The following is a 26,896-nucleotide window of genomic DNA, read 5'->3' on the forward strand; positions in this document are numbered from 1 at the left end:
ACGAGCGGACAGTGCCTTCCATCGACATCGACCGCGATGCCGCCCATCAGGCCGCACAGATCGAGCTGGGCAAGCCGATCTATTCGAAAGGTTCGGCCGCCCAACAATTCGCCGAGTGGGTCAACGAACTGATCTACCGGCTGCTGGACAAGACCGCCTCGATACCGGGCGGCTGGTTCACCACCAGCGTGCTGCTCATCCTGCTGGTGATCGCGGTCGTGGTCGCCGTCCGTATCGCGCGCCGCACCATGCGCACCAACCGGGGCGGCGACTACCAGTTGTTCGAGGCCGCCCAGCTCACCGCCGCGCAGCATCGAGCAACCGCGGAAAGCTATGCCGCGCAAGGCGATTGGTCGGCTGCGATTCGGCATCGGCTGCGGGCTGTCGCGCGTCAGCTCGAGGAAACCGGTGTGCTGGAACCGGCTCCCGGCCGCACCGCCAACGAGCTGGCCCGCGACGCCGGCGCGGCGCTGCCGCATCTGGGAAGCGAATTATCCGAGGCCGCAACGGCATTCAACGACGTGACCTACGGCGAGCGGCCCGGAACCGAGGCCGCCTACCGAATGGTCGCCGCCCTCGACGACCATCTGCGCTCACGCCCGCCCGCCGCGGCGCCGGCGCCGGGCCGGGCCGAGGCCACCGACTCCTGGGCGCAGGTCCGATGACGGCGACGCGTCCGGCGCCGGCAACGCCGGTGCGGCGGTGGCGAACGGGGGCCTGGGTGGTCCTCACCGTCGTCGCGCTGGCCGTCATCGCCGGCATCGGCGCCTACCTGACCGCACCCCGGCCGGGCGCCCGGATGGATCCGAAATCGACCGAGCCGGACGGGGCGCGCGCGCTCGTCACGCTGCTGCGCGACGGCGGCGTCGAGGTGGTGGTGGCCGACACCGTCGCCGACGTCGAACGCGCGGCGCGGCCGGGCACGCAGATCCTGGTGGCGCAGAGCCAATACCTCACCGACACCACGCTGCTGGACCGGCTGGCCAACGCCCCCGGCGATCTGCTGCTCGTGGAACCGACGGTGCGCGCCCGGGAGGCCCTGATGCCGGGGGTCCGCATGTCGACCGGCAGCACGGCATTCGACAAGAGCCCGAATTGCTCGCTGCGAGAGGCGAATCGCGCCGGAACGGTGCGGTTCGGGCCCAGCGACACCTATCGGGCGACCGACGGCCGGGACATGACCAGCTGTTACGACGGGATACTCGTCCGGTACCGGGACGACGGGCGAGTCGTCACGGTGGTCGGCAGCACCGACTTCATGACCAACGGGAGCCTGCTGCAGGCGGGTAACGCCGCGCTGGCGATGAACCTGGCGGGCGCGAGGCCCCGGCTCATCTGGTACGCGCCCCACCGCGTCGAGGGCGAAACGTCGTCCCCCTCATCGATTTCCGATTTGATCCCGGAAAACGTGACATGGATCGTCTGGCAACTGTGCCTGGTCGTGTTTCTCGTCGCCGTGTGGAAGGGCCGACGGCCGGGCCCACTGGTGGCCGAGGACTTGCCCGTCGTGGTGCGCGCGTCGGAGACCGTCGAGGGCCGCGGCCGGCTCTACCGGTCCCGGCGGGCCCGCGACCGCGCCGCCGCGGCGTTGCGCACCGCCACCGTGCAGCGGCTACTGCCCCGGCTGGGCCTGGGCCCGGGAGCGCCGGCGCCCGCCGTGGTGGCAACCGTGGCCAGACGAAGCGGCGCCGACCCGGGATTCGTTTCCTACCACCTGTTCGGGCCGCCGCCGGCCACCGACCACGACCTGTTACAACTTGCCCGTGCGCTCGACGACATCGAAAGGCAGGTCACACGAACGTGACTCAAACATCTCCCGTAGAGACCCCCTCCGCTGAGTCGGCGCGCGAGGCGCTGCTGGCGCTGCGGGCCGAGCTTGCCAAGGCCGTCGTCGGGCAGGAGGGCGTCGTCAGCGGGCTGGTGATCGCGCTGTTGTGCCGCGGCCACGTGCTGCTGGAAGGTGTTCCCGGAGTGGCGAAGACGCTGCTGGTGCGGGCCCTGTCGGCCGCGCTGCAGCTGGAATTCAAGCGGGTGCAGTTCACCCCGGACCTGATGCCCGGCGACGTCACCGGCTCGCTGGTGTACGACGCGCGCACCGCCGCGTTCGTGTTCCGGCCCGGTCCGGTGTTCACCAACCTGCTGCTGGCCGACGAGATCAACCGCACCCCACCGAAAACGCAGGCCGCGCTGCTCGAGGCGATGGAAGAGCGTCAGGTCAGCGTCGAGGGCGAGGCCAAGGCGCTGCCCGACCCGTTCATCGTCGCCGCGACGCAAAACCCGATCGAGTACGAGGGCACCTACCAACTGCCCGAGGCCCAGCTCGATCGGTTCCTGCTCAAGCTCAACGTGACGCTGCCGTCGCGCGACGCCGAGATCGCCATCCTCGGCCGGCACGCGCACGGCTTCGATCCCCGCGACCTGTCGGACATCAACCCGGTCGCCGGACCGGACGAGCTCGCGGCCGGGCGCAAGGCGGTGCAACAAGTCCTCGTCGCCGACGAGGTGCTGGGCTACATCGTCGACATCGTCGGGGCCACCCGCTCCTCACCCGCCCTGCAGCTGGGTGTGTCGCCGCGCGGGGCCACGGCGCTGCTGGGCACCGCGCGGTCGTGGGCGTGGCTGTCGGGCCGCAACTACGTCACCCCCGACGACGTGAAGGCCATGGCCCGCCCGACCCTGCGGCACCGGGTGATGCTGCGCCCCGAGGCCGAGCTCGAAGGAGCGACGCCCGACGGCGTACTCGACGGAATCCTGGCGTCGGTGCCGGTGCCCCGCTAGTGATTCTGACCGGACGCACCGGGTTGCTGGCGCTGATCGGCGTCCTGCCCATCGCGGTATCACCTTGGCCCACCAGGGCTTTCGTGGTGCTGCTGGTGTTGCTGGTGGCTCTGGTGGTCGTCGACGCCGCGCTGGCGGCCAGCACCCGCGCGCTGCGCTATACCCGTTCACCGGACTGCTCGGCCCGGCTCGCGCAGCAGGTGAAGGTGGACCTGCAGGTGCACAACGACGGCCGCCGGCGATTCCGCGGGCAGATCCGCGACGCCTGGCCTCCCAGCGCGTGCGCCGAGCCGCGCATTCACTCCGTCAGCATCGCCGCCGGGCAGGCGCAGCCGCTCGAGACCCGGCTGCGCCCGGTTCGCCGCGGCGATCAGCGCGCGGCCGCGGTCACGGCGCGATCGATCGGGCCGCTGGGGCTGGCCGGACGGCAGGGCTCGCGGTCGGTGCCGGGGCAGGTCCGGGTGCTGCCGCCGTTCCTGTCGCGCAAACACTTGCCGTCGCGGCTCGCCAAGCTGCGTGAGATCGACGGCCTCTTGCCGACGCTGATCCGCGGGCAGGGAACCGAATTCGATTCGCTGCGTGAGTATGTCGTCGGCGACGACGTGCGCTCGATCGACTGGCGCGCGTCCGCTCGGCGTGCCGACGTGGTGGTCCGCACCTGGCGACCCGAACGCGACCGGCGCGTGGTGATCGCGCTCGACACCGGCCGCACGGCGGCGGGCCGCGTCGGCGTCGACCCGACCGCCTCCGACCCGGCGGGGTGGCCCCGCCTGGACTGGGCGATGGACGCCGCGCTGCTGCTGGCCGCGCTCGCGTCGCGGGCCGGCGATCACGTCGACTTCCTCGCCCACGACCGCGTGAGCCGGGCCGGCGTCTTCGGCGCGTCGCGCACCGAGCTGCTCGCCCAACTGGTCGACGCGATGGCCCCGCTGCAGCCAGCGCTCGTCGAATCCGATTGGCGCGCAATGGTCGCAACCATCCTGCGGCGCACGCGGCGGCGATCGCTGGTGGTGCTGCTGACCGACCTCAACGCGACCGCCTTAGACGAGGGCCTGCTGCCGGTGCTGCCGCAGCTGTCGGCCAAACACCACGTGATGATCGCCGCCGTCGGCGACCCGCGCGTCGACCAGATGGCCGGCGGGCGCTATGACGCGGCCGCCGTCTACGACGCGGCGGCCGCCGAGCGGTCGCGTAATGACCGGGGCGCGATCGCGACGCGGCTGCGCCGCGGCGGGGTGGAGGTCGTCGACGCCCCGCCTACCGAGATCGCGCCCGCCCTTGCCGACCGCTATCTGGCGATGAAAGCCACCGGGCGCCTGTAGTTTTGTTCCGCGAGCGTGCAACTACCGACGCTCCCACTCGGAAAATGCGTCGCCAGTTGCACTTTCGCGGCTCTCACTTATGCTCAACCGGTGGGCACCACGTCGGGAGCGTCTTCGGTATCGCCGGTCTCGCCGGCCTTCACCGCGCGGCGGCCGAAATACACGATGTAGGACAGGAACGCAGCCTCGGCGATGATCCCGATGCCCACCCGGACGAAGGTCGGCAACGGTGACGGCGTCACCAGCGCTTCGATCAGCCCGGAGACCAGCAGCACGCCGACCAGCCCGACGGCGACCGATACGACGCCGCGGCCCTGTTCGGCGAGGACCTGTCCGCGGGGGCGATCGCCCGGCGAAATCACCGACCAGCCCAGCCGCATCCCCGTTGCGCCCGCGAGGAATACGGCCGTCAGCTCCAGCAGCCCATGGGGAATGAGCAGGCCCAGCAGGATGCCGCCCTTGCCGGCCTGAAACATCAGCCCGGCGATCAGCCCGAGGTTGGCGGCGTTGTTGAACAGGATGATCGGGATCGGCAGTCCCAACACGACCGACATGGCGATGCACTGCGCGGAGACCCAGGAGTTGTTGACCCAGACCTGCAGGGCGAACGCGGCGGCGGGGTGTTCGCTGTAGTACGACGCGACATCGTGGTTGACCAATTCGTCGATGTCACTTGGCGTTCCGAGGGCGGACTGCACCTCCGGATTGCCGGCCACCCACATCGCGATGATCACCACGACGGCGAAGAACGCCACCGCCGTGCCCAACCACCACCGCCAGCCGCGATACGCGACCACCGGGAACGACACCGTCCAGAAGCGAACGAACGAGCTGCTCAGCGGCGCATGGGCGCCGGTGACCACGGAGCGGGCCCGCGCGACCAGGCTCGACAGCCGACCGATCAGCAGCGAATCCGTGGACGCCGACCGCAGCATCGACAGATGGGTGGAGACCCGCTGGTAAAGCTCGACGAGCTCGTCGACCTCCGTGCCGGTCAGCGACCGTCGCCGCTTGACCAACTGGTCGAGCCGGTCCCACGTACCGCGATGGGTCAGCACGAATGCGTCGACGTCCACCCTGCGCAGCCTAATCGGCCTGTACCGTTCGGTGTTATGTCGGAGGTGGTGACCGGGGACGCCGTGGTGCTCGACGTGCAGATCGCCCAGTTGCCGGTGCGGGCGGCCGGCGCGCTTATCGACATCACGGTGATCTTCATCTGCTATGTGCTCGGCCTGATGTTGTGGGCGGCCACCCTGACCCAGTTCGACTCCGCGCTGAGCACCGCCGTCCTGCTCATCTTCACGGTGCTGGTGATCGTCGGCTACCCGTTGGCTTTCGAAACGGCTACGCGGGGACGGTCGGTGGGCAAGATGGCGATGGGCCTGCGGGTGGTGTCCGAGGACGGCGGCCCAGAACGCTTCCGGCAGGCGCTGTTTCGGGCGCTGGCGTCCGTGGTGGAGATCTGGATGCTCGCCGGGAGCCCCGCGGTCATCTGCAGCCTCTTCTCCCCGAAGGGCAAGCGCATCGGTGACGTCTTCGCCGGCACGGTCGTGGTCAGCGAGCGCGGCCCCCGGTTGAGCCCGCCACCGGTGATGCCCCCGTCGCTGGCGTGGTGGGCGTCGTCGCTGCAGCTGTCGGGATTGGGCGCCGGCCAGGCCGAGGTGGCGCGGCAATTCCTTTCCCGCGCATCGCAACTCGACGGTCAGCTGCGCCTACAGATGGCCTACCGGATCGCCGGCGACATCGTGTCGAGCATCGCACCACCCCCACCGGCCGGCGCCCCGCCGGAGCTGGTGCTGGCGGCCGTCCTCGCCGAGCGGCACCGCCGCGAACTGGCCCGGCTGCGTCCCCAGCTGCCCACCATGCCTCCCGCGGGCCCCTGGCCGCCGCCGGCCCCACCGGCCGCGCCCTGGCCGCAACCACCCCCGCAGCAGCCGTGGCCGCAGACCGATCCCGGCGGCTTCGCGCCGCCCGGTTAGCCGGAGACCGCCGCCGCCATCAGCAGAACGTCGGCGATCAGCAGCGCCCAACCGACCAGCGGCACCGCGATGCCGCCGCGGCGCTTTGCGGTGAAGAACGAGACGAGAAGGACGACAAACGCCACCACCGGTGCGCCGTAGAACGCGACGCCGAAATCGATGCCGCCGCGGCCCAGATTGGGACAACTCCGGTCGGTGCACCCAGCGGTGCTCATCACCCCGCCGAGCGCGAAGAGCATCACGATGGCCGCGGCGGGCACCGTGGCCAGCGCCAACCCCCAGTTCACCCACGGCCGCGCGCTGCGGCCCCGGACGTCGTCGCCCCGAGTGGGCTCGGCGGCGCTTTGAGTCCCGCCGCCGACCGTCAGGTTGTTGTTAGCGTTCATCCCTCAGTTCCTACCCGCCGCCCGCGAGATGCAAACCGCGCGACGGTGACGCTCCCAAATTGGCTTTCCGCAGGTCAGCGCGATTTCGCCGCGCCGCGAGCCCCCGTTCACGGAATATCCCGTTGCATCGCGTTAGTTTACGATATATCGTGATATTCCGTAGCGCCCGGACGGGGCGTTACCCACAAATCATTGAGAGGAACTACCAACCATGAGCAACCCATTCACTCCCCCCGAGGGACCCTTCGCGGGCCGGCCCGGCCTGGGATTCGGTTTCGGCCCCGGCCCGGTGGACCGGCGCGCCCTGCACGACGCCAGGCGACAGGCCCGTCGGGAATTCCGCGAACACCTCCGCGACCACGCCGGCGACCACTTCGGCCCCGGTTTCGGGCCGGGATTCGGCCCCGGGTTCGGCCCGGGCTTCGGCTTCGGCCCGGGCGGCCGGCGCGGCGGACGCCGCCGTGGCGGCGCGGGCCGCGGACGCCGCGGTGATGTGCGCGCGGCAATCCTGGCCCTGCTGGCCGAGCGCCCGATGCACGGCTACGAGATGATCCAGCAGATCGCCGAGCGCAGCAACGGGATCTGGCGGCCCAGCCCCGGGTCGGTGTACCCCACGCTGCAGCTGCTGGACGACGAGGGCCTGATCAGCGCGAGCGAAACCGACGGCAGCAAAAAACTTTTCGAGCTGACCGACGAGGGACGCGCGGCGGCGGAGAAGATCGAGGCCAAGCCGTGGGACGAGATCGCCGAAGGCGCCGACCCCGGCGCCGTCAACCTGCGTGCGGCCATGGGCCAGTTGTTCGGCGCGGTCGCGCAATCCGCGCACGCCGCCACCGACGAGCAGCAGCAGCGCATCGTCGAGATCATCAACAACGCCCGCCGTGAGGTCTACGGCATCCTCGGCGAGGACTGAGGCACGGCCGCGGCGGACCCTGGGTCAGGGCACGGTCACGTTACCGACACCCAGTCCAGGGTCCGCTGCACCGCCTTGCGCCAACCCGCGTATCCCGCGTCGCGCTGCTCGTCGTCCCACGTCGGCGTCCAGCGCTTGTCCTCCTGCCAGTTCGCCCGCAGGTCCGACGGATCGGCCCAGAACCCGACGGCCAGGCCCGCCGCGTAGGCGGCGCCGAGCGCGGTCGTCTCGGCGACCACCGGCCGCACCACGTCCACGCCCAGCACGTCGGCCTGGATCTGCATGCACAGCTCGTTGCCGGTGATGCCGCCGTCGACCTTCAGTACCTCAAGGCGCACACCGGAATCCGCCTTCATCGCGTCCACCACGTCGCGACTCTGGTAGCAGATCGCCTCCAGCGTCGCGCGCGCCAGGTGCGCATTGGTGTTGAACCGCGACAGCCCCACGATCGCGCCGCGGGCGTCGGATCGCCAGTACGGGGCGAACAACCCGGAAAACGCCGGGACGAAGTACACCCCGCCGTTGTCGGGGACCTGACGGGCCAGCGACTCGCTCTGCGCGGCGCCGCTGATGATGCCGAGCTGGTCGCGCAACCACTGCACCGCCGAGCCCGTTACCGCGATCGAACCCTCAAGCGCGTACACGGGTTTGGCGTCGCCGAACTGATAGCAGACCGTGGTCAGCAGGCCGTTGTTGGACCGCACGATCGCCTCGCCGGTGTTGAGCAACAGGAAATTGCCGGTGCCGTAGGTGTTTTTTGCCTCGCCCTCGGCCAGGCACACCTGACCGACCATCGCCGCGTGCTGGTCGCCGAGGACGCCCGTGATCGGCACCTCGCCGCCGAGCGGCCCGGTTTCCAGCGTCACACCGTAGGGCTGCAGGGGCGAGGACGCCGCGATCGCCGGCAGCATCGCGCGGGGGATCGCGAAGAACGACAACAGCTCGTCGTCCCAGTCGAGGGTTTCGAGGTTCATCAGCATGGTCCGGCTGGCGTTGGTCACGTCGGTGACGTGCGCGCCGCCCCGTGGGCCCCCGGTGAGGTTCCACAACACCCAGGTGTCGGCGGTGCCGAAAAGGGCGTCCCCGCGTTCGGCGGCCTCGCGCACCCCGTCGACGTTTTCCAGGATCCATTGCAGCTTGCCGCCGGCGAAGTAGGTCGCCGGCGGCAGGCCCGCCTTGCGGCGAATCACGTCGCCCCGGCCGTCTCGCTCCAGCGCGGACGCGATCCGGTCGGTCCGGGTGTCCTGCCAGACGATCGCGTTGTAGTACGGCCGGCCGGTCCGCTTGTCCCATACCAGCGTGGTTTCGCGCTGGTTGGTAATCCCCAGCGCCGCAAGGTTTTTCGGCGACAGATTGGCCCGGTTCAACACCGACGTCAGCACCGACGACGTGCGCTCCCAGATCTCCACCGGGTCGTGCTCGACCCAGCCGGCGCGGGGCAGGATCTGCTCGTGCTCGAGCTGATGGCGGGCCACTTCGGCACCGTCGTGATCGAAAACCATGCAGCGGGTGCTGGTGGTGCCCTGATCGATTGCGGCTACGAATTCAGCGGACTCGGCCAACTAGCTCTCCTCCACCCGTGATTGGGAACCTGTACGTCCATGATGGTCTACCCAACCACCGGCGTCCGCACTGGTCAGCCTGTCGCCCTTGCGTAGCCGCCGGTAAACCTGTTGCATCGGCGTTGTGGGCGAAGAGGTCAAGCGCACCACCTATGACCGCGCACAACGCTCGGAATACCGGCGCAAGGTGCGGTTGTGCCTGAACGTGTTCGAGACGATGCTCGCCCAGTCGCGCTTCGATGCCGACCGGCCGCTGACCGGCATGGAGATCGAGTGCAACCTCGTCGACGCCGACTACCAGCCGGCCATGTCGAACCGATCCGTGCTGGAGGCCATCGCCGACCCGGCTTTCCAGACCGAATTGGGCGCCTACAACATCGAATTCAACGTCCCACCCCGCCCGCTGCCGGGGCACACCGGGCTGGACCTGGAGGCCGAGGTGCGGGCCAGCCTGAACGACGCCGAGGCCAAGGCCAACTTGGGCGGGGCGCACATCGTGATGATCGGCATCCTGCCGACGCTGATGCCCGAGCACCTCGACGACGGCTGGATGAGCGAGTCGACGCGCTACGCCGCCCTCAACGACTCGATCTTTTCCGCCCGCGGCGAGGACATCCCGATCGACATCTCCGGCCCGGAGCCGCTGAGCTGGAACGCCGCCACCATCGCGCCCGAATCCGCTTGCACCAGCATGCAATTGCACCTGCAGCTCGCCCCCGCGGAGTTCGCCGCCAACTGGAACGCGGCCCAGATCCTCGCGGGCCCGCAGCTGGCGCTGGGCGCCAACTCCCCGTACTTCTTCGGCCACCAGCTGTGGTCGGAGACCCGGATCGAGGTGTTCACGCAGTCCACCGACACGCGTCCCGAGGAGCTCAAGGCCCAGGGCGTGCGGCCGCGGGTGTGGTTCGGCGAACGATGGATCACCTCCGTGCTGGACCTGTTCGGAGAGAACATCCAATATTTCCCGTCCCTGCTGCCCGAGGTGTCCGACGAAGACCCGGTCGCCGAGCTGGCCGCGGGACGCACCCCGCACCTCCCCGAACTGCGCCTGCACAACGGCACCGTGTACCGGTGGAACCGGCCCGTGTACGACGTGGTCGACGGGCGCGCGCATCTGCGGCTGGAGAACCGGTTGTTGCCGGCCGGGCCGACCGTCATCGACATGCTGGCGAACTCCGCCTTTTTCTACGGCGTGCTGCGCGGCCTGTCCGAAGACGAGGATCCGCTCTGGAACAGGATGGGTTTCCTTGTGGCACGGGAGAATTTCCTCGCGGCGGCGCGATACGGCATGGACGCCCGGCTGCTCTGGCCCGGTGCGGGCGAGGTGACCGCGCGGGAGCTGGTGCTCGACACCTTGCTGCCGATCGCCGACGAGGGACTGCGCCGCTGGGGCGTCGACGCCGAGGTGCGCGACCGGTTCCTGGGGGTCATCGAGGGTCGCGCCCGGGCCGGGCGCAACGGGGCCAGCTGGCAGGTGTCCACCGTGCGTAGGCTGGAGGACGGCGGCATGAGCCGGCCCGCCGCGCTCGCCGAGATGCTGCGGCGGTACTGCGAACACATGCATAGCAACGAGCCGGTGCACACCTGGGATCGATAGGGGAACCATGTCTTCGGAAATCATGGACTGGGACGGCGCCTACCGCGAGGAGGGCGAATTCCAGGGGCCCCCGCCGTGGAACATCGGCGAGCCGCAGCCGGAATTGGCGGCGCTGATCGCGGCCGGAAAGTTTCGCAGCGACGTGCTGGACGCCGGGTGCGGGTTCGCCGAGCTGTCGCTGGCGCTGGCCGCGCAGGGCTACACCGTGGTCGGCATCGACCTCACGCCGACCGCCGTCGCCGCCGCCACCAAGGCGGCCGGCGAACGCGGCCTGACCACGGCCAGCTTCGTGCAGGCCGACATCACGTCCTTCACCGGCTACGACGGACGCTTCGCCACGATCGCGGACTCAACGTTGTTCCATTCGCTGCCCGTCGAGGGCCGCGACGGCTACCTGAGATCGGTGCACCGCGCGGCCGCGCCGGGCGCGAGCTATTTCGTGCTGGTATTCGCCAAGGGCGCCTTCCCCGCCGAGATGGAACCCAAGCCGAACGAGGTCGACGAGGACGAGTTGCGCGCCGCGGTGAGCAAGTACTGGGAGATCGACGAGATCCGGCCCGCCTTCATCCACGCGAACATCCCGCCATTCGACGGGGCGCCGTTCGAATTTCCGCCGCACGACCGCGACGAGAAGGGCCGGATGAAGATGCCGGCCTTCCTGCTGTCGGCGCACAAGGTCGGCTGAGACTTACTGCGTCACGCAGCCGTTAGGGGCCGGTGCCCAGCAGGCTCGCCGCGATGTCGTTCACGAGCGAAATGAAGTTGTTCGCGTCGACGGTCAGTCCGTTCGGCCAGGTGGGGATGGGCGGGATCGTGAACTGGTATTGCTGAACGGGCGCCAGGGTGATGTTGGGGACGTTGACCTCGGGCAGGTTGAAGCCGCCGACGCCGACGGGCGGGATGGTCAGCGGCGCCGAGTCGAAGCCCGGCCAGCTGACCTGCGGCAGCGTGAAACCGCCGACACCGATCGGCGGGATGGTCAGCGGTGCCGTGGCGAAGGCCGGCCAGCTGAGCTGGGGCAGCGTGAAACCGCCGACGGCGATGGGCGGAACGGTGACCGACGGGATGGTGAAGCCGGACAAGCTGACGGCCGGGAGCGTGTAGGCGCCGCCGCTCGGGTTGCTGATCATCAGGGTCGGCAGGGTGAACGCGCCGACCTGGATACTGGGGAGCCCGAATTGGGTGATGAAGCCCGGAGTGTTGAAGCCGAGCGATGGCGCGAAATCGAACGATTCAAGGTTGATGTCATAGTCCGGGAAGAGGACGTTGCCGGTATGCAAGTGAACCACCGTCTGGTCGCCACCGGGAACGTTGATATCCGGGATCTGTATCTTCGGAAGATTGATCTGGGGAACGGTTATCGAAGGCAGGCTAAAGCCCGTCACCTGGATTAGCGGCGTCTGGAACGCCTCAATCGTCACCGCGGGCAGGTTGATCGGCGGCACTGTTATGGCGGGCGTCGTTATCTGCGGCAGGTTGAACGCACCCACGGTGATGTTGGCGGGCGTCGTCCCGGCCGGGATGTTGATCGACGGTATGGACAGCTGCGGCAGGTTGAACGGACTCACCGTGAGATTCGCGAGCGTGGACCCGGCCGGAAAGGTGATCGGCGGAATAGCGAGCTGGGGCAGATTGAAGGGGGCGAGGCTGATCGGGGGGACGTGCACCGCCGGCAGGATGACCCCGGGCGTACTGATGGTGAATTGAATGCCACCGGTCCCGATATTGATGTCGAGGAGCCCGTTGAAAAGGTTGTAGGTTCGGTAGGTCGCGGCGGGCACGGCCGCGGCGACGGCTGCGGGTGCCGCTTGCCCCGCGTTAGCCGCCTCGGCGCTGACATATGCCGCCGCGCCGGCGTTCAACAGGCTTTCGAACTCCGCATGAAACGCCTGCGCTTGAGCGTTGAGAGCCTGAAATTGCTCGCCCGCGCTGCCGAAGAGCAGAGCGATCGCGCTCGATACCTCGTCTGCGGCGGCGGTCGCGATCCCGGTGGTGGGGCCCGCGGTCGCGGCGGCCTGGGTCAGCGAGGCACGAATGCCTGCGAGTTCCTGGGCCGCGCCCTGCACCGCATCCGGCACGGCGATCACATACGACATCTCCCTCTCCTCTCACGCACGCCGCAAACGAGCGACCGAGCCGAATGATGCTGCGGCCGAAGCCAATTCACCGGCCACCCCGTCCCAGGGCGAGTTGATCCGAAAAGGCGACCTGGAGAAATTCATCCCGCACCCCTTCCCGCCGGCTGCATCGTCGACGGCGAGCCGTTCCAGGTCCCGATCCCTGATTCGCCGCGCGCTACCGAAACCAAAAGCTACCCCACACATGCCTAATAAGAACAGGCCTTTTCATACTTTCGGTCAAACTTCGGGGTGAAATTGACGAGTCCGGTATTTTCAGCCGGTCGCCGAGGTCGCCGCGATCAGCGCCTCGGCGAAGGTCTCCAGGTCGTCGGCGGTGGTGTCCGCATGGGGCGAGATCCGCAACACCGGGGCGGACAGTTCCTGCGGCGCGCGCGCCACCCCGGCGTACGTGGTCACGATGCGTCGCTCGGCGAGCAGCCACGCCCGCACCGCTTCGGGGTCGGCTCCGTCGACGGGGGCCAACGTGGTGATGGCGCTGGGTTCCTCGGCCTCCTCGACCACCAGCCAGCCGTCGACGTCGGCCAGTAGCGTCCGGGCGATCTCGCCCAGCTCGGCCAGCCTGGCCCGGACCGACTCCGGTCCCGATGCCAGATGCTCGCCCAGGGCGACCGAAAAGCCCACCCGCGCGGCGACATTGGCTTCGCCGAAGCCGAGTTGCTGCGCCACCGACAGCTGCGCCGCCCAGTGCGGTGCGGGCAGCCGCGGCACCAGCCGACCCATCAGCTCGGGCCGCACGGCCACGACACCGACGCCGCGCGGCCCGGCGATCCACTTGCGCGACGACGAATACGTGGCGTCGGCGCCGACCGCGCAGTCGATGTGGCCCAACGCCTGTGCGGCGTCGACCACCAGCGGCAGGCTCAGCTGGCGGCAGAGCTTGGCCACCATGGCAAGCGGCTGCACCACGCCCCGGTGGCTGGCCAGCGGGGTGAGATGCACCAAATCCGGTGGGTCGCTTTCGAGTTCGAACGCCGCCTCGTCAAGCGCCAGCCTGCCGTCGTCGAGGGCCGGCAGGGTCCGCACCGCGAACCCGTGGGCGGCCATCACGGCCAGGTTGGGGCCGTACTCGCCGGGCAGGCAGGCCAGCGTGCGCCGATCGGCCGGCCAACTGCCCAGCAGCAGATCCAGCGCGTGCAGGGAGCCGGTGGTAAACACCACCTCGGCGTCGGGCGCGCCGCACAGCGTCGCGACCGCGGCGCGCCCGGCCTCGAGAACCGGCGCGGCCGCCTCGGCCGCGACGTACCCGCCGACCTCGGCCTCGTGCAGCGCATGCTTGGCGGCGGCGTCGAGGGCCGCGAAACTCTGGCGCGAGCAGGCGGCGCTGTCCAGGTGTAGCCCGGCCACGGGCGGGCGGGCCGCCCGCCATCGGTCGGCCAGCGAGTCCGCCGTCACTTAACCGCCAGCGACAGCCCGAAGTCGCCCGCGGCGTCGGTCCACCATCGAGTGCGGCGCAGCCCGGCGCCGGCCAGCTCGGCGCTCACCCCGTCCGGCCGGAACTTGCACGACACCTCGGTGAGCATTTCCTCGCCGTCCGCGAAGTCGACGGTCAATTCGAGCGCACCCACCCGCACCCGCTGGGGCCCGCCGGCCCGCAGCCACATTTCGATGCGCTCCTCGTCGGCGTTCCACCGCGCCACGTGCTGGTAGGCCTCGACGTCGAAGTCGGCGTCGAGTTCCCTGTTGACCACCGCGAGCACGTTGCGGTTGAACCGCGCCGTCACCCCGGCGGCGTCGTCGTAGGCGCGCACCAGCCGGTCGGCGTCCTTCACCAGGTCGGTGCCCAACAGCAGGCCGTCCCCCGGCCGCATCACCCCGGCCAGCGTGGCGAGGAACTGCGCACGCGGCTCGGGCGTGAGGTTGCCGATCGTCGAGCCCAGGAACACGAACAGTCGTCGCCCGCCGTCGGGTATCTCGGTCAGGTGTTCCTCGAAATCCCCGCAGACCGCACTGATTTCGATGCCGGGGTACTCGCGCTGGATCGCCGTCGCGGTCGCCGCCAGCACGCCGGCGTCGACGTCGAACGGCACGAATCCGCGCAGCGAGCCCCGGTCGCGCAGCGCGTCCAGCAGCCGCCGCGTCTTCTCCGACGTCCCGGCGCCCAATTCGACCAGGGTGTCGGCCTCGCTGGCGGCCGCGACCTCGGCCGACCGGGCGCGCAGGATCTCGGCCTCCGCGCGGGTCGGGTAGTACTCGGGCAGCCGGGTGATCTGGTCGAACAGGTCGCTGCCCACCGAATCGTAGAACCACTTGGGCGGCAACGACTTCGGTGTCTGCTGCAGGCCGTCGAGCACGTCACGGCGCAGCGCGTGGTACGCGGAGTCGGCGGCGAGGTGGTTGGACAGCGTCAGCGTCATGAACTGCCTTTCGAATTGAGGGGCGTCAGCGCGACCCCCTGCTCGGTGACCTCGACCAGGTGCCGGTCCGGCACGTCCTCCCAGCCGGGCGCGTCGTCGTACGGTTCGCTCGCGAGCACCACCCCGTCGTCGCGGCGCAGGACGAACAGGCTGTCGCCCCAGGCGGTCGCCAGCAGCCGAGAGCCGTTGGCGACCAACACGTTCAGCCGCGCCACCGGGTCGGCCGCCCCGATTTCGGCGATGGTGTCGGCCAGCGCGTCCAGCCCGCGCTCGAAGATGGTGGCCGCGAGTATGGCGCTGTCACAGACCGATTCGGCCGACGAGGTGAGCGGCAGCACCGCGCGGTCGACGATGCCGTTGTGCGACAACAACCAGCGGCCGTCGGTGAACGGCGCCGTCGCGCTGGCCTCGATCGGCATGCCGACGGTCGCCGAGCGCACCGCGGCCACCACGCAGTGGCTGTGCAGCGCCGGCGCGACCGAGGCGAACGACGCGTCGCCCCACAGCGGCGCCGGGCTGCGCCAGCGCCGGGGCACCTCGCGATCGAAAAACCCGACGCCCCAGCCGTCGGCGTTCATCAGGCCGTGCTTCTGGCGCCGCGGGGCATACGACTGCACCCGCAGCCCGCACGGCGGGTCCAGCACCAGCGAGGAGACGGTCACGTCGGCGCCGAGCCAGCCCAGGTGACGACACATCAGTCGGTCACATCCCAGGCCAGCCGGACACCGGAGAAGATCTGCCGCCGGATCGGGTGGTCCCAATTGCGGAAGCTGGGCCGCACGATCCCCGGCTCCACGGCCCAGGAGCCGCCGCGCAGCACCCGGTAGTCGCCGTCGAAGAACGGCTGCGAGTAGCGCTCGTAGATCATCGGGACGAACCCGGGCCACGGCCGCAGCGGCGACGCGGTCCACTCCCAGACGTCGCCGAGCATCTGCTCGACCCCGTAAGCCGAAGCGCCGGCCGGATACGCGCCGACGGGCGCGGGCCGTAGCGCGGCGCCACCCAGGTTGGCCAGGTCGTCCGAGGGCTCCCGCTCCCCCCAGGGGTAGCGGCGCCGGGCCTCGGTCGCCGGGTCCCACGCGCAGGCCTTCTCCCACTCGATCTCGGTGGGCAGCCGGGCGCCGGCCCAGGCCGCGTAGGCCTCGGCCTCGAAGTAGGTGACGTGTTGCACCGGCTCGTCGGCGGGGATGTCCTCGATGTAGCCGAACCGGGCGCGGGTTCGGCCGTCGGCTCCCCAAAACTGCGGCGCGGTCAGACCCGCGGTCTGCCGGTGCTGCCAGCCGCGCTCCGACCACCACCGCGGCTGGTCGTAGCCGCCGTCGTCGACGAACTGTCGCCACTCGCCGTTGGTGACCGGAACCCGGCCGATCCGGAAGGCGGGCACGTCCACGATGTGGGCGGGGCGCTCGTTGTCGAGCGAGTACGGTTCGCTCGCGGCGTCCACCCCCAGCACGAACGGGCCGCCGGGAACCAGCACCGACGTTCCCGCCAGGTCCGGCCGGCCCGCGGGCAGCGCCGATCCGTCGCGCAGCAGCGGCGCGCCGGTGCGCAGGTTGAGCGCCTGCAGCATGGTTTCGTCGTGCTGATTTTCGTGGCTGACCACCATCCCGAAGGCGAACGCCGCCTCCGCTCCGGCGGGGTCGTCGGGCAGGGCGTCCAGGGCGTCCAGCGCGGCGGACCGCACGGTCCGGCAATAGGACCGCGCCCGCTCGGGGGACAGCAGCGGCAGCTCGACGCGACTGGCCCGGGAGTGTTCGAAAGCGTCGTAGAGGCCCTCGACGGCCGGCGGCAGGATCCCCGGGCGGGACGGATCCCCGCCGCGCAGCAACCAAAACTCCTCCTGCTGGCCGATGTGCGCGAGGTCCCACACCAGCGGGCTCATCAACGGGTGGAACTGCCGCCACAGCTCGGCGTCGTCGAAGTCGACCAGCCGCAGCGTCCGCGCCCGCGCCCGCGCCAAATCGTCGGCGAGCCTTTCCCGAGAAGTCACGGGCCCCCTTGCGGCCAGCGCGCGGCCCTTGAGACCGTCGCCTCGATGCCGTGCTCGATCACCTGGTCGGAGAAGTCGTCGCCGGGACATCGGCCCCGTTCGACTCCGCTGATCAACAGCTGCATCGCGTCGGCCAGCTCCGCCGGCGCCCGCTCGGCGGCCACGGCCACGCACTTGTTGGCCGCGTCGTGCAGCCGGCGGTCGCGCAGGCCCACCCGGGCCGCGGTGTCCCAGGCGGTGGCGACGGGTTCGACGGCCTCGGCCGCGATGTCGGCGGCGACCGGGTCGTCGAGCAGCGCCACCAACGTGAAGACCACGGCGGGCCAGAGGGCGTCCGGCACGCTGTCGAGGTAGCGGATCTCCAACCACTGCCTCGGCCGGACCGGCGGGAACAGCGTGGTCAGGTGGTATTCCAGGTCGGCGATCGTCGGGCGCCGGTCGCCGAGCAATACCCGGCCGTCCACCCAGTCGGCGAAGGGCACCCACCGCGTGACCGCCGTGGCGTCGGGGTCGTGCACCAGCATGACCGGGGCCTTGAGCGCGTAGCGCGCCCAGTCGGTGCCCGGGTCGTCGCCGCTGGCGCCCAGGATGGGTCCGCAGCGCGCCGAGTCCATGTCCCCCCATACCCGCTGGCGGCTGGAGACCCAGCCGGTGAACTCGCCGCCCAGCATCGGGGAGTTGGCGGCGATCGCGATCATCGTGGGGCCCAGGGCGTGCGCCAGCCGGACCCGCGCCGCCCAGCCGTCCCGCGGCCCCGCGTCGACGTTGACCTGGATCGACGCGGTGGACGTCATCATCGCCGCGCCCGCCTCACCGGAGCGGCTGGTGCGGAAGAACTCTTCCATGGCGCGGTAGCGGGCACCCGGGTTGATGCGCTTCGGGGGCCGCAGCGGGTCCGCCCCGAGGAAGACCAGACCCAGCCCGGCGTCGGCGAAGGCCGAGCGCAGCACGGCCTGGTCCCGGTTCATCGCATCGATGGAGGCCAGCACACCGTCCGCGGGCGGGCCGGACAGTTCGACGGCTCCGCCGGGTTCCACCGTCACGGCGCTGCCGCCCGGCAGGGTGGGGAGGCGCCGGAGCACGTCCGCGATTTCGTCCCAGCCGGGCCTGCGATGCGGGTCGGCCGGGTCGTGGCAATGCCCCTCCAGCTCGAGGCCGATCCGCCGCAGCGGTGCATCGTTCAGGCAGGTCTCGGCGATGTATTTGGCGGCGCCCGAAGCGTCGGCCATCTCGGCCTGAGCGGCGCTGACCGGAGCGAACGTCATATCACGATCCCTCCAGGACGCGCCGCTTGTTGCGTAGCCAACGGAATTTTCAACGCCACTACTTCATCTTGCAGATCGCACCGACATATTCCCGTCTCGTCGGACTTTCCCGCGACGAACCACCCGAGTGTCCGGAACCACGCTACTGGCCCAGCGCGTTCTGCATGGCCCCGGCCAACACGTTGACCGCGGGTCCCGCGTTGCCAGATTGGCAGACCTTGGCCTGCAACAACACGTTTTCACGCAGCCTGGTTTGATCGAAGCACCGACGGTCGGTGCCCGCCTCCTGCTTCGTCCAGTTCGCGTCCGCGCCCGTCGCCGGGCCGCCGTCGAACGACCAAACCTGCGTGATTCCGTTGTCCAGGTGCATCGCGGTGGTCTGGCCCGAGCAGCCGACGGTCCGGTCCACCACGCGATGAAAGGCACGGGCCGCGGCGTCGTCGTTGGCGAACACCCCGACAGCCTGCTTCACGAAGTGGGTCTGATCGCTGGCCGACGTCTGGGTGGTCGCCCCGCTGAACGACGCCAGATCCGGGTCGTCGAAGACCTCGGGCAGCCCGATGTCCGCCCAGTTGTTGCACACCGGAACGTCGACCGAATAGCCCTGGAACGGCTGCGTGAAGACCGACTCCCAGCCCATCGGTCCGCCGACGATGTTGCCGACCGACCCCTTCGGCATAACCGCGTAGTTCACCACCCCGGGCTCCGACGGATGAGCGACCGCCGCGGGGACACCCCACGCTCCCCCGACCGCCACCCCGATAGTCATCACCGCAGCGCGGATGCGCATGGTCATGGGTTTCGATCATGCCAGGGCGGCCGCCGGCCTCCAACGTCGAGTTGTAGGGCGAAATAGTGCCAAAACCGCCCGACAACTCGACGTTGGGCCAGACCATTCAGCTATCAGCGCAACAACTTTCGCTGCGGCGGCTACGGGCGCGGATTGCCCGGGGCGTTCGGCGCCGGCGCCGGGGCGCTGGGCGTCGGCGTCTGGCTGGGGCCTGCGGGACCGCCCGGACCGAAGCCCGGCGGCGGCCCCCACGGGCCGACGACCATGCCCGGCCCCCCCGGCCCGCCGTACTGCCACGGTCCGCCGCCGGGTCCGCCGGGTCCGCCGGGGCCGTACATCATGCCGTGATGATGCTTGTAGCAGTGCCAGTGATGGCCGATTCCCACGACCATGGCGCCGGCAAAGAACACGGTCGAGAGGATGAAAACGATCCCGGCGACGATCACCACCCACGCGGCGGCCACATACAGCCGGGGCGGCTTGACCGGCGCGTACGCAGGAGGGGCCGCGGCGACGGACGTCGGTTGCGTTGACGGTTCGGGTGTTTGGGTCATGCCTTGAATACTGCCCCCGTCGCCAACCGCGATAACAGGTTCGAGACACAAATGTTGCTGTGAATCGAGGGGCCCGGCGCTCGTGTGAGCGCCGGGCCATCGGATGTGGGTTTAGCGATCCGCGGGACTACGGGGTCCGGGACGGGGCGACGGACGACGGGATCTGGCTGGGTCCGGGGGCGCCGGGGGTCGCCGAAGCGGGGCCGCCGCCCTGGACCGCCGCGGGGCCTCCGGCCGGGCCACCGGGTCCGCCCGGGCCACCCGGGCCGAAGCGGTGCGGATGCATGAACGCCGCGTGGTGCTTGTGGTGGTGGTGCATGCCGCCGTGGCCGTGCCCAAGCGCCATTCCGGTGAAGAAGATCACCGAGATGATGAACACGACTCCGGCGACGATGGCCACCCATGCCGCGGCCAGGAAGACCCGGGGGGTCCGGTAGAGCGCCGGCGCTGCCGCCGGCGCGGGTTCGGTTGCGGTAGCGGTCCGCACAGTGGGGGTTTCAGATGTTTCACTCATGAGACAAATGATGCGTGCGTTAAGAGTAGTTGTGGCTATGCGCTAGTTAAGTAGCAGCTATGAGCTGAAACCCCGCCTCACCTGCCAAAATCGCCCCGCCGCTTCGCCATGTGTGCGCACACGATGCTTGACCGCTCTCGGAGCTGGTGACGTGGCCGAGCCGTCGGCAAAACCGCAGATCGGGCCGTCGCTGAGTTACGGTGAGCCGGTCCTGATCACCCTCCATCGGCTCGTGCAGCGAGCGAAGGTGCGGGACGTTCCTTGTCTGTCGCGAATTAGTGAGAGGTGCGGGATGTCGTTTGTGATCGCAGTACCGGAAATGATGGCGTCGACGGCTTCGGAAGTGGCCGATATCGGGTCGACGATCGGCGCGGCCAATGCGGCGGCGGCGGCTCCGACCACCGGGGTGCTGGCGGCGGCCGGTGACGAGGTGTCGGCGGCGATCGCGTCCCTGTTTTCCAGCCATGCGCAGGAGTTTCAGGCGGTCAGCGATCAAGCGGCGGCGTTTCACAACCAGTTCGTGGAGGCGCTGGCCGGCGCGGGCGGGTTGTATGCCAGCGCGGAGGCGGCCAACGCCTCGCCATTGGAGATCGTGCTGGGCGCGATCAATACGCCCTTCCTGACGTTCTTGGGACGCCCGCTGATCGGCAACGGCGCCAACGGCGCCGCCGGGACCGGGGCCCCGGGCGGGGCCGGCGGGATCTTGTTCGGCAGCGGCGGCAACGGCGGGTCCGGCTCTCCGGGTCAGTTCGTCGCTAGCGGAAGCCGCGGCGTCGGCGGGCCGGCCCCACCACCGGGATAGCGACGGCCGCTCAGGACGAGGTATCGGTCGCGATCGCATCGATGTTCGGCAACTTCGGCCAGGAATTTCAGGCCGTGACCGCCCAGGCGCATGCCTTCCATGAACAGTTCGTCAATTTGATGGACGCGGGCGCGGGTGCCTACGCCAGCGCGGAGGCCGCCAACGCCGCGCAGACCGCCCTCGGCGGCGAGCTTCAGGCTGGCGCGCAAGCGATTTCGAACGCGATCGCCGGCTCGCCAATTGGTTTGGGTTCGCTCCCGACAGGCGGCGCGTCCGCGGCGATCGGCGGGCTCAACTCGTTCGGTGCCGCCGTGGCCGCGCCGTACCAGGCGCTGGTCTCGAACACGGTCACCAACCTGCAGGCGATCGGGGGGACCTTCACCGCCAACCCGTTCCCGTTCCTGCACCAGCTGGCCAACAACCAGATCGGCTACGCGCAAACGATCGGTTCGTCGATCGTGACCGGCGTCCAAAACCTGCCCGCCGAGCTGGCCAATGCGCCGGCGACCGTCCAGGCCGGCCTCCAGAGCCTATCGACGCTCAACCCGGGTGCGGCGCTGCAGCAGTTGGTCACCACCCAGATCGGCTACGCGCAGACCGTCGTCACCGGGCTGCAGAACGCCGGCACCGACCTCGTCACGGGAGTTCAATCCCTTCCGGGAGGCTTCGTGACAGCGGCCCAAGACCTCTTGGCGGGCAACAACGTTGGCGCGTACGGCGCCATCAACTCCAGCCTCATCAATGCGTTCCTCCCGGGATTCCAGGACATCACTATCGAATTGGGCGGCACGACGCCCGTTCCCGTTGTTCCGGTCGGTCCACTGGGAGACCTCGCACCGATCCTTGCCATCCCGGGACAGATGGCGCAGAACTTCGCCAACCTGTTGCCCGCGGGCTCCATCCCGGCGCAGATGGCGCAGCACGTCACCAACGTGGTCCAGACGCTCACGAACTTCGGGACGACGATCACGGGATCCCTCGTGATCAACTTCGGGTTGCCTTTGCAGCTGGTTTTCGACTCGATAGGTGCGCCGATCAATGCCCTGAGCGCGCTCAACTCGAGCTCGCTGGCTTTCGTCGGCGCCGTGCAAGCTGGAAACGCGTCGGCGGCTGCCGCTGCCCTCCTCGACGCGCCGGCTTATGTCGCCAATGGCTTCCTCAACGGGCAGACGTTGGTGGCTCTGCCGGACCTGACAACGCACATCACGTTTCTGGGCACCCCCTTCGGCGACCTCACCACGTCAGCGGAACTCCCGGTGGGCGGGCTTCTGACACCGCTAAGCCCCGTCATTCTCAATCCTGGGGGCGCCATTTCGGGCACGCAAATCGGTGGCCTCATCCCGGGCCTGATGAGCTTCGGGTCGCAACTCGCGGCGGCGATCACCCCCTGACGTCGCCGCCGGGTGCCGGCTTCGGCGGCAGTGCTCAAAACTCCCCCAATTCGCGGTGCCGCCGGCGGCACGCCGATTACCGGCCTGTTGATCTACGCGCCCGAGCAACTCGCGCTGGCAAACACCCCCGCCGGGTAGGCGTGGCCGCCGCCGCGACCCGGGTTTTGATGGTGCGCTAGGCCCGCATGCTGCGCTTTCGTAGCCAAATCGTGACGCCACAGATGCCACGAAAATGCGCAATTTCCCCCACTCGCACACTGGTCCCTTTAACCTCATGTTCATCTCGGTCACCACCATCGGGTGATCCTCCTGCTGAGCGATGGGAGACGGGCGATGTCGTTTGTCATTGCGCAGCCGGAATGGGTCCACGCGGCGGCCCAGAACCTGGCGGGAATTCGGTCAGCGCTCAGCGAGGCGAGCGCGGCCGCCGCCGGGCCGACGACGGGGGTGGTGGCCGCGGCCCAGGACGAGGTGTCGGGTGCGGTCGCGGCGCTATTCGGCACCTTCGGCGAGGAATACCAAGCCATCAGTGCACAAGCTCAGGCATTTCACGCCCAGTTCGTCAGTTTGATGAACGCCGGCGCGGGTGCTTACCTCGGCACCGAGGCGGCCAACGCGGAGCAGGCGCTGACCGGCGCGGTGGACGCTCCGCTGCAAGGACTGCTCGGGGGAGGCGCCGCCGCGGCGACCAGCACAGCCGACATCGCGGGACCCTATGAAAGCCTCGTCGCGAACACGGCCGCCAACCTGCAAGGCATCGGCAGGACCTGGAGCACCGTCACGGCGCCCGCCGTGTTCCAGGCGATGTCCACCTACGCCAGCCCGCAGCTGGTCCTCGGGGCGTTCCAGACCGGCAACCCGCTGCCGATCCTGAGCACGACCGGGCAGTTCGCGCTCGGCTCCGCCAACCTGTTCCGCGACCTGATCGTCCCGGCCTCGCTGTCCGTCACGTCCGTCAATCCGCCGTCGTTCGCCGTCGGCCTCGGGCTGCCGGAGCTGCTGGCTTTCGACGCATTGGGCGCGCCGGTGAATGCGGGCCTCGCGGCATCGCTAAGCGGCGCAGCATTTCTCGAGGGCGTAGGCACCGGGAACCCGCTGGCGGCCTTCGCCGCGTTCGTCGACGCCCCGGCCAACATCGCGAACGCCTTCCTCAACGGCCAGCAGACACTACCCGTGCAGCTGGCGCCGGGCCTGACGGCGGACGTGACCTTCTCCGGCCTTCTCGTTCCCACGCAGCCCGTTGTGACGACCGCGTCATTGTTCGGGAACCCGATCACCATCAGCGGCCCGCCCATCGGTGGCCTCGTTCCGGCGCTGCTGGACTACACGCCCCAACTGCTTGCCTCAGCGTTCGGCGGCTAATCGGCGCGTGTCGGTAGCACCGGAGCCGGAGGTGCTCACGCGTCCCCAGAAACATTTATTAGACGCGTGTTTACCTAGAGGTTGACCGGGTGGTCCCCGGCGATGACTCGGCCGGTTCAGCCATGTCGTTCGTGAGCGCGTGGCGCCGCAGCGGGTAGCGGCGGCGGCCCAAGATCTGGCGGGAATCGGTCGCTGGTAGAGGAGGCGGCGGCGAACGCCGCAGGCCCGCCGCGGACGAGATATCGTCCGCGCTGTCGGCGGCGTTCGACAAGTTCGGGCAGGAATTTCAGTGGTGCAGCGTCCAAGCCCGGGCGTTCCATGCCGAGTTCGTCAAAGTGATGAACGCCGGCGCACAAGCCTATGCCGGCACCGAGCTCGCCAACGCCGAGCAGACGGTGGCGAACGCGATCGAGGGGCCCGCCACCGCCCAGAGCGTCGGCACCCGGGCTTCTCGGTGGCCTCCTCGACGCCGGCACGCCCGGCGCTCGGAAGTAACCCGCGCACCCTGTTGACGGGTGCCCTTCCCGGGTTGCCCACGACGCTCACCGAGCTTACGAATCCCTTTACCGGCGTTGCGAATTCGGTACTTCCGGGGCTGCTGAACAATTCACGCCGCGGCGGGCCCCTCCTTCGCCGGGATCGCCGGCCCATACCAAGCGCTCGTCTACAACACGCTGACCAACCTGCAAAGCCTGGGGGGTAGTTGGTTGGCCGACCCGTTCCCGTTCCTGCGTCAGGTCGTCGCCAACCCGATGAGCTATGGCCAGGCGATCGCCACCGTCTTCCAAACGGGGGATTTCCGGCCGGTCACTTCCATCCCCGGTCGCATCGCGCAATATTTGGCCAATGTCGTTGGAACGCTCACGAATACAAACACGACGTCGTCCCTGGTGCAGTCGCTCACGGTGCCCACTGATGTGACCCTGGACAACGCCGTCGGGCTGCCGTCGGCGTTCGCCACCAGTGTGATGGGCCCGCCGGCCGCCGCACTGGATGCGGCCGGCTACAGCGCACCCGCCATCATCGCCAACGGCTTCCTCAACGGCCAGGCGACATTCCCCTACGCGCTGAGCCTCTCGTGCCTCACCGGGGCCGCGATCGGGAACATCGCCGACGTCACCGTTGTCGCCGGCTTCCCGCTCGACGGCATCCTTCATCCGCCCGGTTACTACCCGGTGACCGCGACCGTCACGCTCGCCGGCAACGCGGTTCTGTAACCCCGATCGACGTCAAGCTCGGCGCCGGCAGCACACCGTTCAGCGGTCTGCTGCCCTTCTTGGTGAACTATGTGCCGCAACAGCTCGCCCAGGCGATCGGCGCGCCCGGGTCACCCCCGCCGCTGATCTCGATAGCTCTCCCCACCTTCTAGCTCCGGCGGGTCGTCGAGGGGCGCGGGCGGAAAGACCTTGTCGTTCTCGGGGTTTCGGTACGCCGATACCAGTTTCGGCCACCTCGGTATCGGCGGCAGGCGCTCGGCGCCGTTCTGGCGGTTCGTTGCGAACCCCCCGGCTCCGATGAACGGAGTCGCGCCGTTGTCGAGACGGGGGCGAGTGGAAAGACCTTGTCATTCTCGCGTTTTCGGTACGCGAATACCAATTTTGGATAAAGTGTGGCTTGCGATGTTTAAAACGCGCCCCCGGCGGAAACATCCTTATTCGGCACATGCCAAATGTGGTCACCCCTGTCCAAATGAGATGACGAGGAGGCCCAACGAACTGAAAATCGTTCAATAGCAATGACTTTGTACCTTAAGTATCGCGATCCGGCGCCTCCGGTATGCTAAGTCTCATCCCGACGATCCACCGTGGGCATTTGGGTCGCGCACAATCTTAAATTGACGCGCCAGACCCTGTTGAAAACAATCATTTTCCAATGTGCTTCTGTGGCACACCATTACGCTCGCCTTGCCTCGATAATTCGGGCTCACAAACGTATATGTCGTTCATTCGCGTGGGGAGATGAACATGTCTTTCGTCGTAGCAGTTCCCGATCTCGTCGAGGTGGCAGCCCAAGATCTTGCGGGTATTCGCTCGGCCCTGGATGAGGTCACCCAGGCGATCATCGCCCCGACCACCACCCTGGCGCCCGCAGCGGGCGACGAGGTATCGGCCGCCATCGCCGCACTTTTCGGCAACTTCGGGCAGGAGTACCAAGCGCTGAGCGCCCAAGCGGCGGCCTTCCACAACGCGTTCGTCAACACATTGGGCACCGGCGCGGCCGCGTATGCGGCAGCCGAGGTTGCCAACGGCGCCGCGATGCTCTCGGGCGGGGGGAACCTGGCCGCCGAGATCGGTGGTGCGATTTCCGGTTTGGGTGCCGCGATCAGCGGATCACTGTCGGCCGGCTTAACCAGCAGTCTGGGAGCCGGGCTCGGCGGCACGATCGAAACGCTCCTCGGCGCCGGGCTCAGCGGAATCGCTTTCCAGACCGGCGGCTTGTTCCTGTCCGGCATCGGCAGCGGGCTGGTCCAGACGGGGAACGCCATCGTCCAGGCCGGCCTCGCCCTAGAAAATAGTGGTGCGGCCCTGTCGGCCATGGCTGGTCCGCTCATTGCCCAGGCCAACGCCGCACTCCAGGCGCTGCTGAACGCCAACTTCGGTCTTGACCTCAATGCGGCCTTGTCGGCCAGCCTGGGTGGCAGCCTGAATGGCTTGGCCGCCAACCTGGCCGCGGGAATCAACGGACTGGGTAATTTGGCCGGCAACCTCGGGGCGGGTCTCAACGGGGCGCTTCAGACCGGTGAGACGCTGGCGGCGAACTTCCTTGCGTCGCTGCCGGGTCTGCCGGCGCTGACGATTCCGAACCTTGGTTCGTTGGGCGTGGCGCTGTCGGGGGCGCTGAATGGGTTGGGCGCAAACCTCAGTGCGTCACTGAATGCGGCGCTGTCGGGGGCGTTGACGTTGCCGCCGATCAACTTGTCGTTGCCGGGCCTGCCCAGCTTCACGTTGCCGCCGTTCCCGGGGTTGCCGGCGATTACGCTGCCCAACCTGGGGGCGGACATCAGCGCGGCGTTGAACGCAGCACTCAACCTGACGCTGCCGGGGCTGCCGCCGATCAACTTGTCGTTGCCGGGGCTGCCCAGCTTCACGTTGCCGCCGTTCCCGGGGTTGCCGTCGATCACGCTGCCTAACTTGGCTGCCGACATCAACGCGGCGTTGAATGCGGCGCTGTCGGGGGCGTTGACGTTGCCGCCGAT

General features: G+C 69.1%; 25 protein-coding genes and 1 pseudogene. 14 read left to right on the forward strand and 12 right to left on the reverse strand.

Going from position 1 to position 26,896, the window contains the following annotated elements; genetic code table 11:
* The first annotated feature begins 11 nt into the window (after positions 1-11).
* Genes A5655_RS16645 through A5655_RS16660 form a run of 4 tightly spaced genes read left to right on the forward strand, consistent with a single transcriptional unit; the run spans position 12 to position 4,100 of the window.
* On the forward strand, positions 12-665 hold the full coding sequence (locus tag A5655_RS16645) for a DUF4129 domain-containing protein (protein WP_067011699.1): 654 nt from the start codon (positions 12-14) through the stop codon (positions 663-665).
* Positions 662-1,804 (forward strand): DUF4350 domain-containing protein, encoded by a 1,143-nt coding sequence (locus tag A5655_RS16650; RefSeq protein WP_067011702.1) that lies wholly within the window; start codon positions 662-664, stop codon positions 1,802-1,804. The genes A5655_RS16645 and A5655_RS16650 overlap by 4 nt, the downstream gene beginning before the upstream one ends.
* The gene (locus tag A5655_RS16655; RefSeq protein WP_067011704.1) at positions 1,801-2,778 is read left to right on the forward strand and encodes a MoxR family ATPase; all 978 of its coding nucleotides are present in this window, start codon (positions 1,801-1,803) and stop codon (positions 2,776-2,778) included. The genes A5655_RS16650 and A5655_RS16655 overlap by 4 nt, the downstream gene beginning before the upstream one ends.
* Positions 2,778-4,100 (forward strand): DUF58 domain-containing protein, encoded by a 1,323-nt coding sequence (locus A5655_RS16660; RefSeq protein ID WP_067011706.1) that lies wholly within the window; start codon positions 2,778-2,780, stop codon positions 4,098-4,100. The genes A5655_RS16655 and A5655_RS16660 overlap by 1 nt, the downstream gene beginning before the upstream one ends.
* A gap of 83 nt (positions 4,101-4,183) precedes the next feature.
* Here the strand turns inward: A5655_RS16660 and A5655_RS16665 are convergent, their stop codons facing one another.
* The gene (locus A5655_RS16665; RefSeq protein WP_067011708.1) at positions 4,184-5,176 is read right to left on the reverse strand and encodes a stage II sporulation protein M; all 993 of its coding nucleotides are present in this window, start codon (positions 5,174-5,176) and stop codon (positions 4,184-4,186) included.
* 36 nt (positions 5,177-5,212) lie between these two features.
* Between A5655_RS16665 and A5655_RS16670 the strand changes: the two genes are divergently transcribed.
* Complete coding sequence (locus A5655_RS16670) at positions 5,213-6,079, forward strand: RDD family protein (RefSeq protein WP_067011710.1); 867 nt, start codon at positions 5,213-5,215, stop codon at positions 6,077-6,079.
* Here the strand turns inward: A5655_RS16670 and A5655_RS16675 are convergent.
* Complete coding sequence (locus tag A5655_RS16675; RefSeq protein ID WP_067011712.1) at positions 6,076-6,465, reverse strand: hypothetical protein; 390 nt, start codon at positions 6,463-6,465, stop codon at positions 6,076-6,078. The two genes, A5655_RS16670 and A5655_RS16675, sit on opposite strands and share 4 nt — an antisense overlap.
* Before the next feature lie 211 nt (positions 6,466-6,676).
* Between A5655_RS16675 and A5655_RS16680 the strand changes: the two genes are divergently transcribed.
* On the forward strand, positions 6,677-7,378 hold the full coding sequence (locus tag A5655_RS16680) for a PadR family transcriptional regulator (protein ID WP_067011714.1): 702 nt from the start codon (positions 6,677-6,679) through the stop codon (positions 7,376-7,378).
* Between the two features lie 35 nt (positions 7,379-7,413).
* On the opposite strand, the gene glpK is transcribed toward A5655_RS16680, so the two are convergent.
* Positions 7,414-8,940 (reverse strand): glycerol kinase GlpK, encoded by a 1,527-nt coding sequence (gene glpK / locus A5655_RS16685; RefSeq protein WP_067011716.1) that lies wholly within the window; start codon positions 8,938-8,940, stop codon positions 7,414-7,416.
* A 124-nt stretch (positions 8,941-9,064) separates the two neighbouring features.
* Here glpK and A5655_RS16690 point away from each other — a divergent pair, with 124 nt between their 5' ends.
* Positions 9,065-10,537 carry a glutamate--cysteine ligase gene (locus A5655_RS16690; RefSeq protein WP_067011718.1) on the forward strand — a complete coding sequence of 491 codons (1,473 nt, stop codon included), beginning with the start codon at positions 9,065-9,067 and terminating at the stop codon, positions 10,535-10,537.
* A 7-nt stretch (positions 10,538-10,544) separates the two neighbouring features.
* Positions 10,545-11,222 (forward strand): class I SAM-dependent methyltransferase, encoded by a 678-nt coding sequence (locus tag A5655_RS16695; protein WP_067011720.1) that lies wholly within the window; start codon positions 10,545-10,547, stop codon positions 11,220-11,222.
* 22 nt (positions 11,223-11,244) lie between these two features.
* On the opposite strand, the gene A5655_RS28760 is transcribed toward A5655_RS16695, so the two are convergent.
* From A5655_RS28760 to A5655_RS16740, 9 genes are all read right to left on the reverse strand, one after another.
* Positions 11,245-12,633 carry a PE family protein gene (locus A5655_RS28760; protein ID WP_067011722.1) on the reverse strand — a complete coding sequence of 463 codons (1,389 nt, stop codon included), beginning with the start codon at positions 12,631-12,633 and terminating at the stop codon, positions 11,245-11,247.
* Positions 12,634-12,930: 297 nt separating this feature from the next.
* On the reverse strand, positions 12,931-14,070 hold the full coding sequence (gene egtE, locus A5655_RS16705) for an ergothioneine biosynthesis PLP-dependent enzyme EgtE (protein WP_067011724.1): 1,140 nt from the start codon (positions 14,068-14,070) through the stop codon (positions 12,931-12,933).
* The gene (gene egtD, locus A5655_RS16710; RefSeq protein ID WP_067011726.1) at positions 14,067-15,032 is read right to left on the reverse strand and encodes an L-histidine N(alpha)-methyltransferase; all 966 of its coding nucleotides are present in this window, start codon (positions 15,030-15,032) and stop codon (positions 14,067-14,069) included. The genes egtE and egtD overlap by 4 nt, the downstream gene beginning before the upstream one ends.
* The gene (gene egtC / locus A5655_RS16715) at positions 15,029-15,727 is read right to left on the reverse strand and encodes an ergothioneine biosynthesis protein EgtC (RefSeq protein ID WP_067011728.1); all 699 of its coding nucleotides are present in this window, start codon (positions 15,725-15,727) and stop codon (positions 15,029-15,031) included. The genes egtD and egtC overlap by 4 nt, the downstream gene beginning before the upstream one ends.
* Positions 15,727-17,022 carry an ergothioneine biosynthesis protein EgtB gene (gene egtB / locus A5655_RS16720; protein WP_067011730.1) on the reverse strand — a complete coding sequence of 432 codons (1,296 nt, stop codon included), beginning with the start codon at positions 17,020-17,022 and terminating at the stop codon, positions 15,727-15,729. The genes egtC and egtB overlap by 1 nt, the downstream gene beginning before the upstream one ends.
* Positions 17,019-18,287 carry an ergothioneine biosynthesis glutamate--cysteine ligase EgtA gene (gene egtA / locus A5655_RS16725; protein WP_067011732.1) on the reverse strand — a complete coding sequence of 423 codons (1,269 nt, stop codon included), beginning with the start codon at positions 18,285-18,287 and terminating at the stop codon, positions 17,019-17,021. Before egtA ends, egtB begins: the two co-directional genes overlap by 4 nt.
* A 142-nt stretch (positions 18,288-18,429) precedes the next feature.
* Positions 18,430-19,077, reverse strand: a complete 648-nt coding sequence (locus A5655_RS16730) for a sensor domain-containing protein (protein WP_156764893.1) — start codon at positions 19,075-19,077, stop codon at positions 18,430-18,432.
* A 140-nt stretch (positions 19,078-19,217) separates the two neighbouring features.
* Positions 19,218-19,631, reverse strand: coding sequence for a hypothetical protein (locus tag A5655_RS16735; RefSeq protein WP_067011736.1), 414 nt, complete (start codon positions 19,629-19,631; stop codon positions 19,218-19,220).
* Between the two features lie 127 nt (positions 19,632-19,758).
* Positions 19,759-20,145, reverse strand: a complete 387-nt coding sequence (locus A5655_RS16740) for a hypothetical protein (protein ID WP_067011738.1) — start codon at positions 20,143-20,145, stop codon at positions 19,759-19,761.
* 292 nt (positions 20,146-20,437) lie between these two features.
* Here A5655_RS16740 and A5655_RS29240 point away from each other — a divergent pair.
* The 6 genes and pseudogenes from A5655_RS29240 to A5655_RS29250 form a co-directional block, all read left to right on the forward strand.
* A pseudogene (locus A5655_RS29240) lies at positions 20,438-20,926 on the forward strand (PE family protein); the annotation flags it as partial.
* Positions 20,927-20,979: 53 nt separating this feature from the next.
* Entirely contained in the window at positions 20,980-22,338 is a 1,359-nt protein-coding gene (locus A5655_RS16750; RefSeq protein WP_231999181.1) for a PE family protein, read from the forward strand.
* Positions 22,339-22,671: 333 nt separating this feature from the next.
* Complete coding sequence (locus tag A5655_RS29245; protein WP_067011744.1) at positions 22,672-23,700, forward strand: PE family protein; 1,029 nt, start codon at positions 22,672-22,674, stop codon at positions 23,698-23,700.
* Positions 23,701-23,873: 173 nt separating this feature from the next.
* Entirely contained in the window at positions 23,874-24,212 is a 339-nt protein-coding gene (locus tag A5655_RS29410) for a PE family protein (protein ID WP_082978697.1), read from the forward strand.
* 195 nt (positions 24,213-24,407) lie between these two features.
* Complete coding sequence (locus A5655_RS16760; RefSeq protein ID WP_067011746.1) at positions 24,408-24,917, forward strand: hypothetical protein; 510 nt, start codon at positions 24,408-24,410, stop codon at positions 24,915-24,917.
* Between the two features lie 747 nt (positions 24,918-25,664).
* A partial coding sequence (locus A5655_RS29250; protein WP_156764886.1) for a PE family protein occupies positions 25,665-26,896 on the forward strand: 1,232 nt, incomplete at its 3' end.

This window comes from Mycobacterium sp. 1081908.1, assembly GCF_001673535.1.
Classification (GTDB): domain Bacteria; phylum Actinomycetota; class Actinomycetes; order Mycobacteriales; family Mycobacteriaceae; genus Mycobacterium.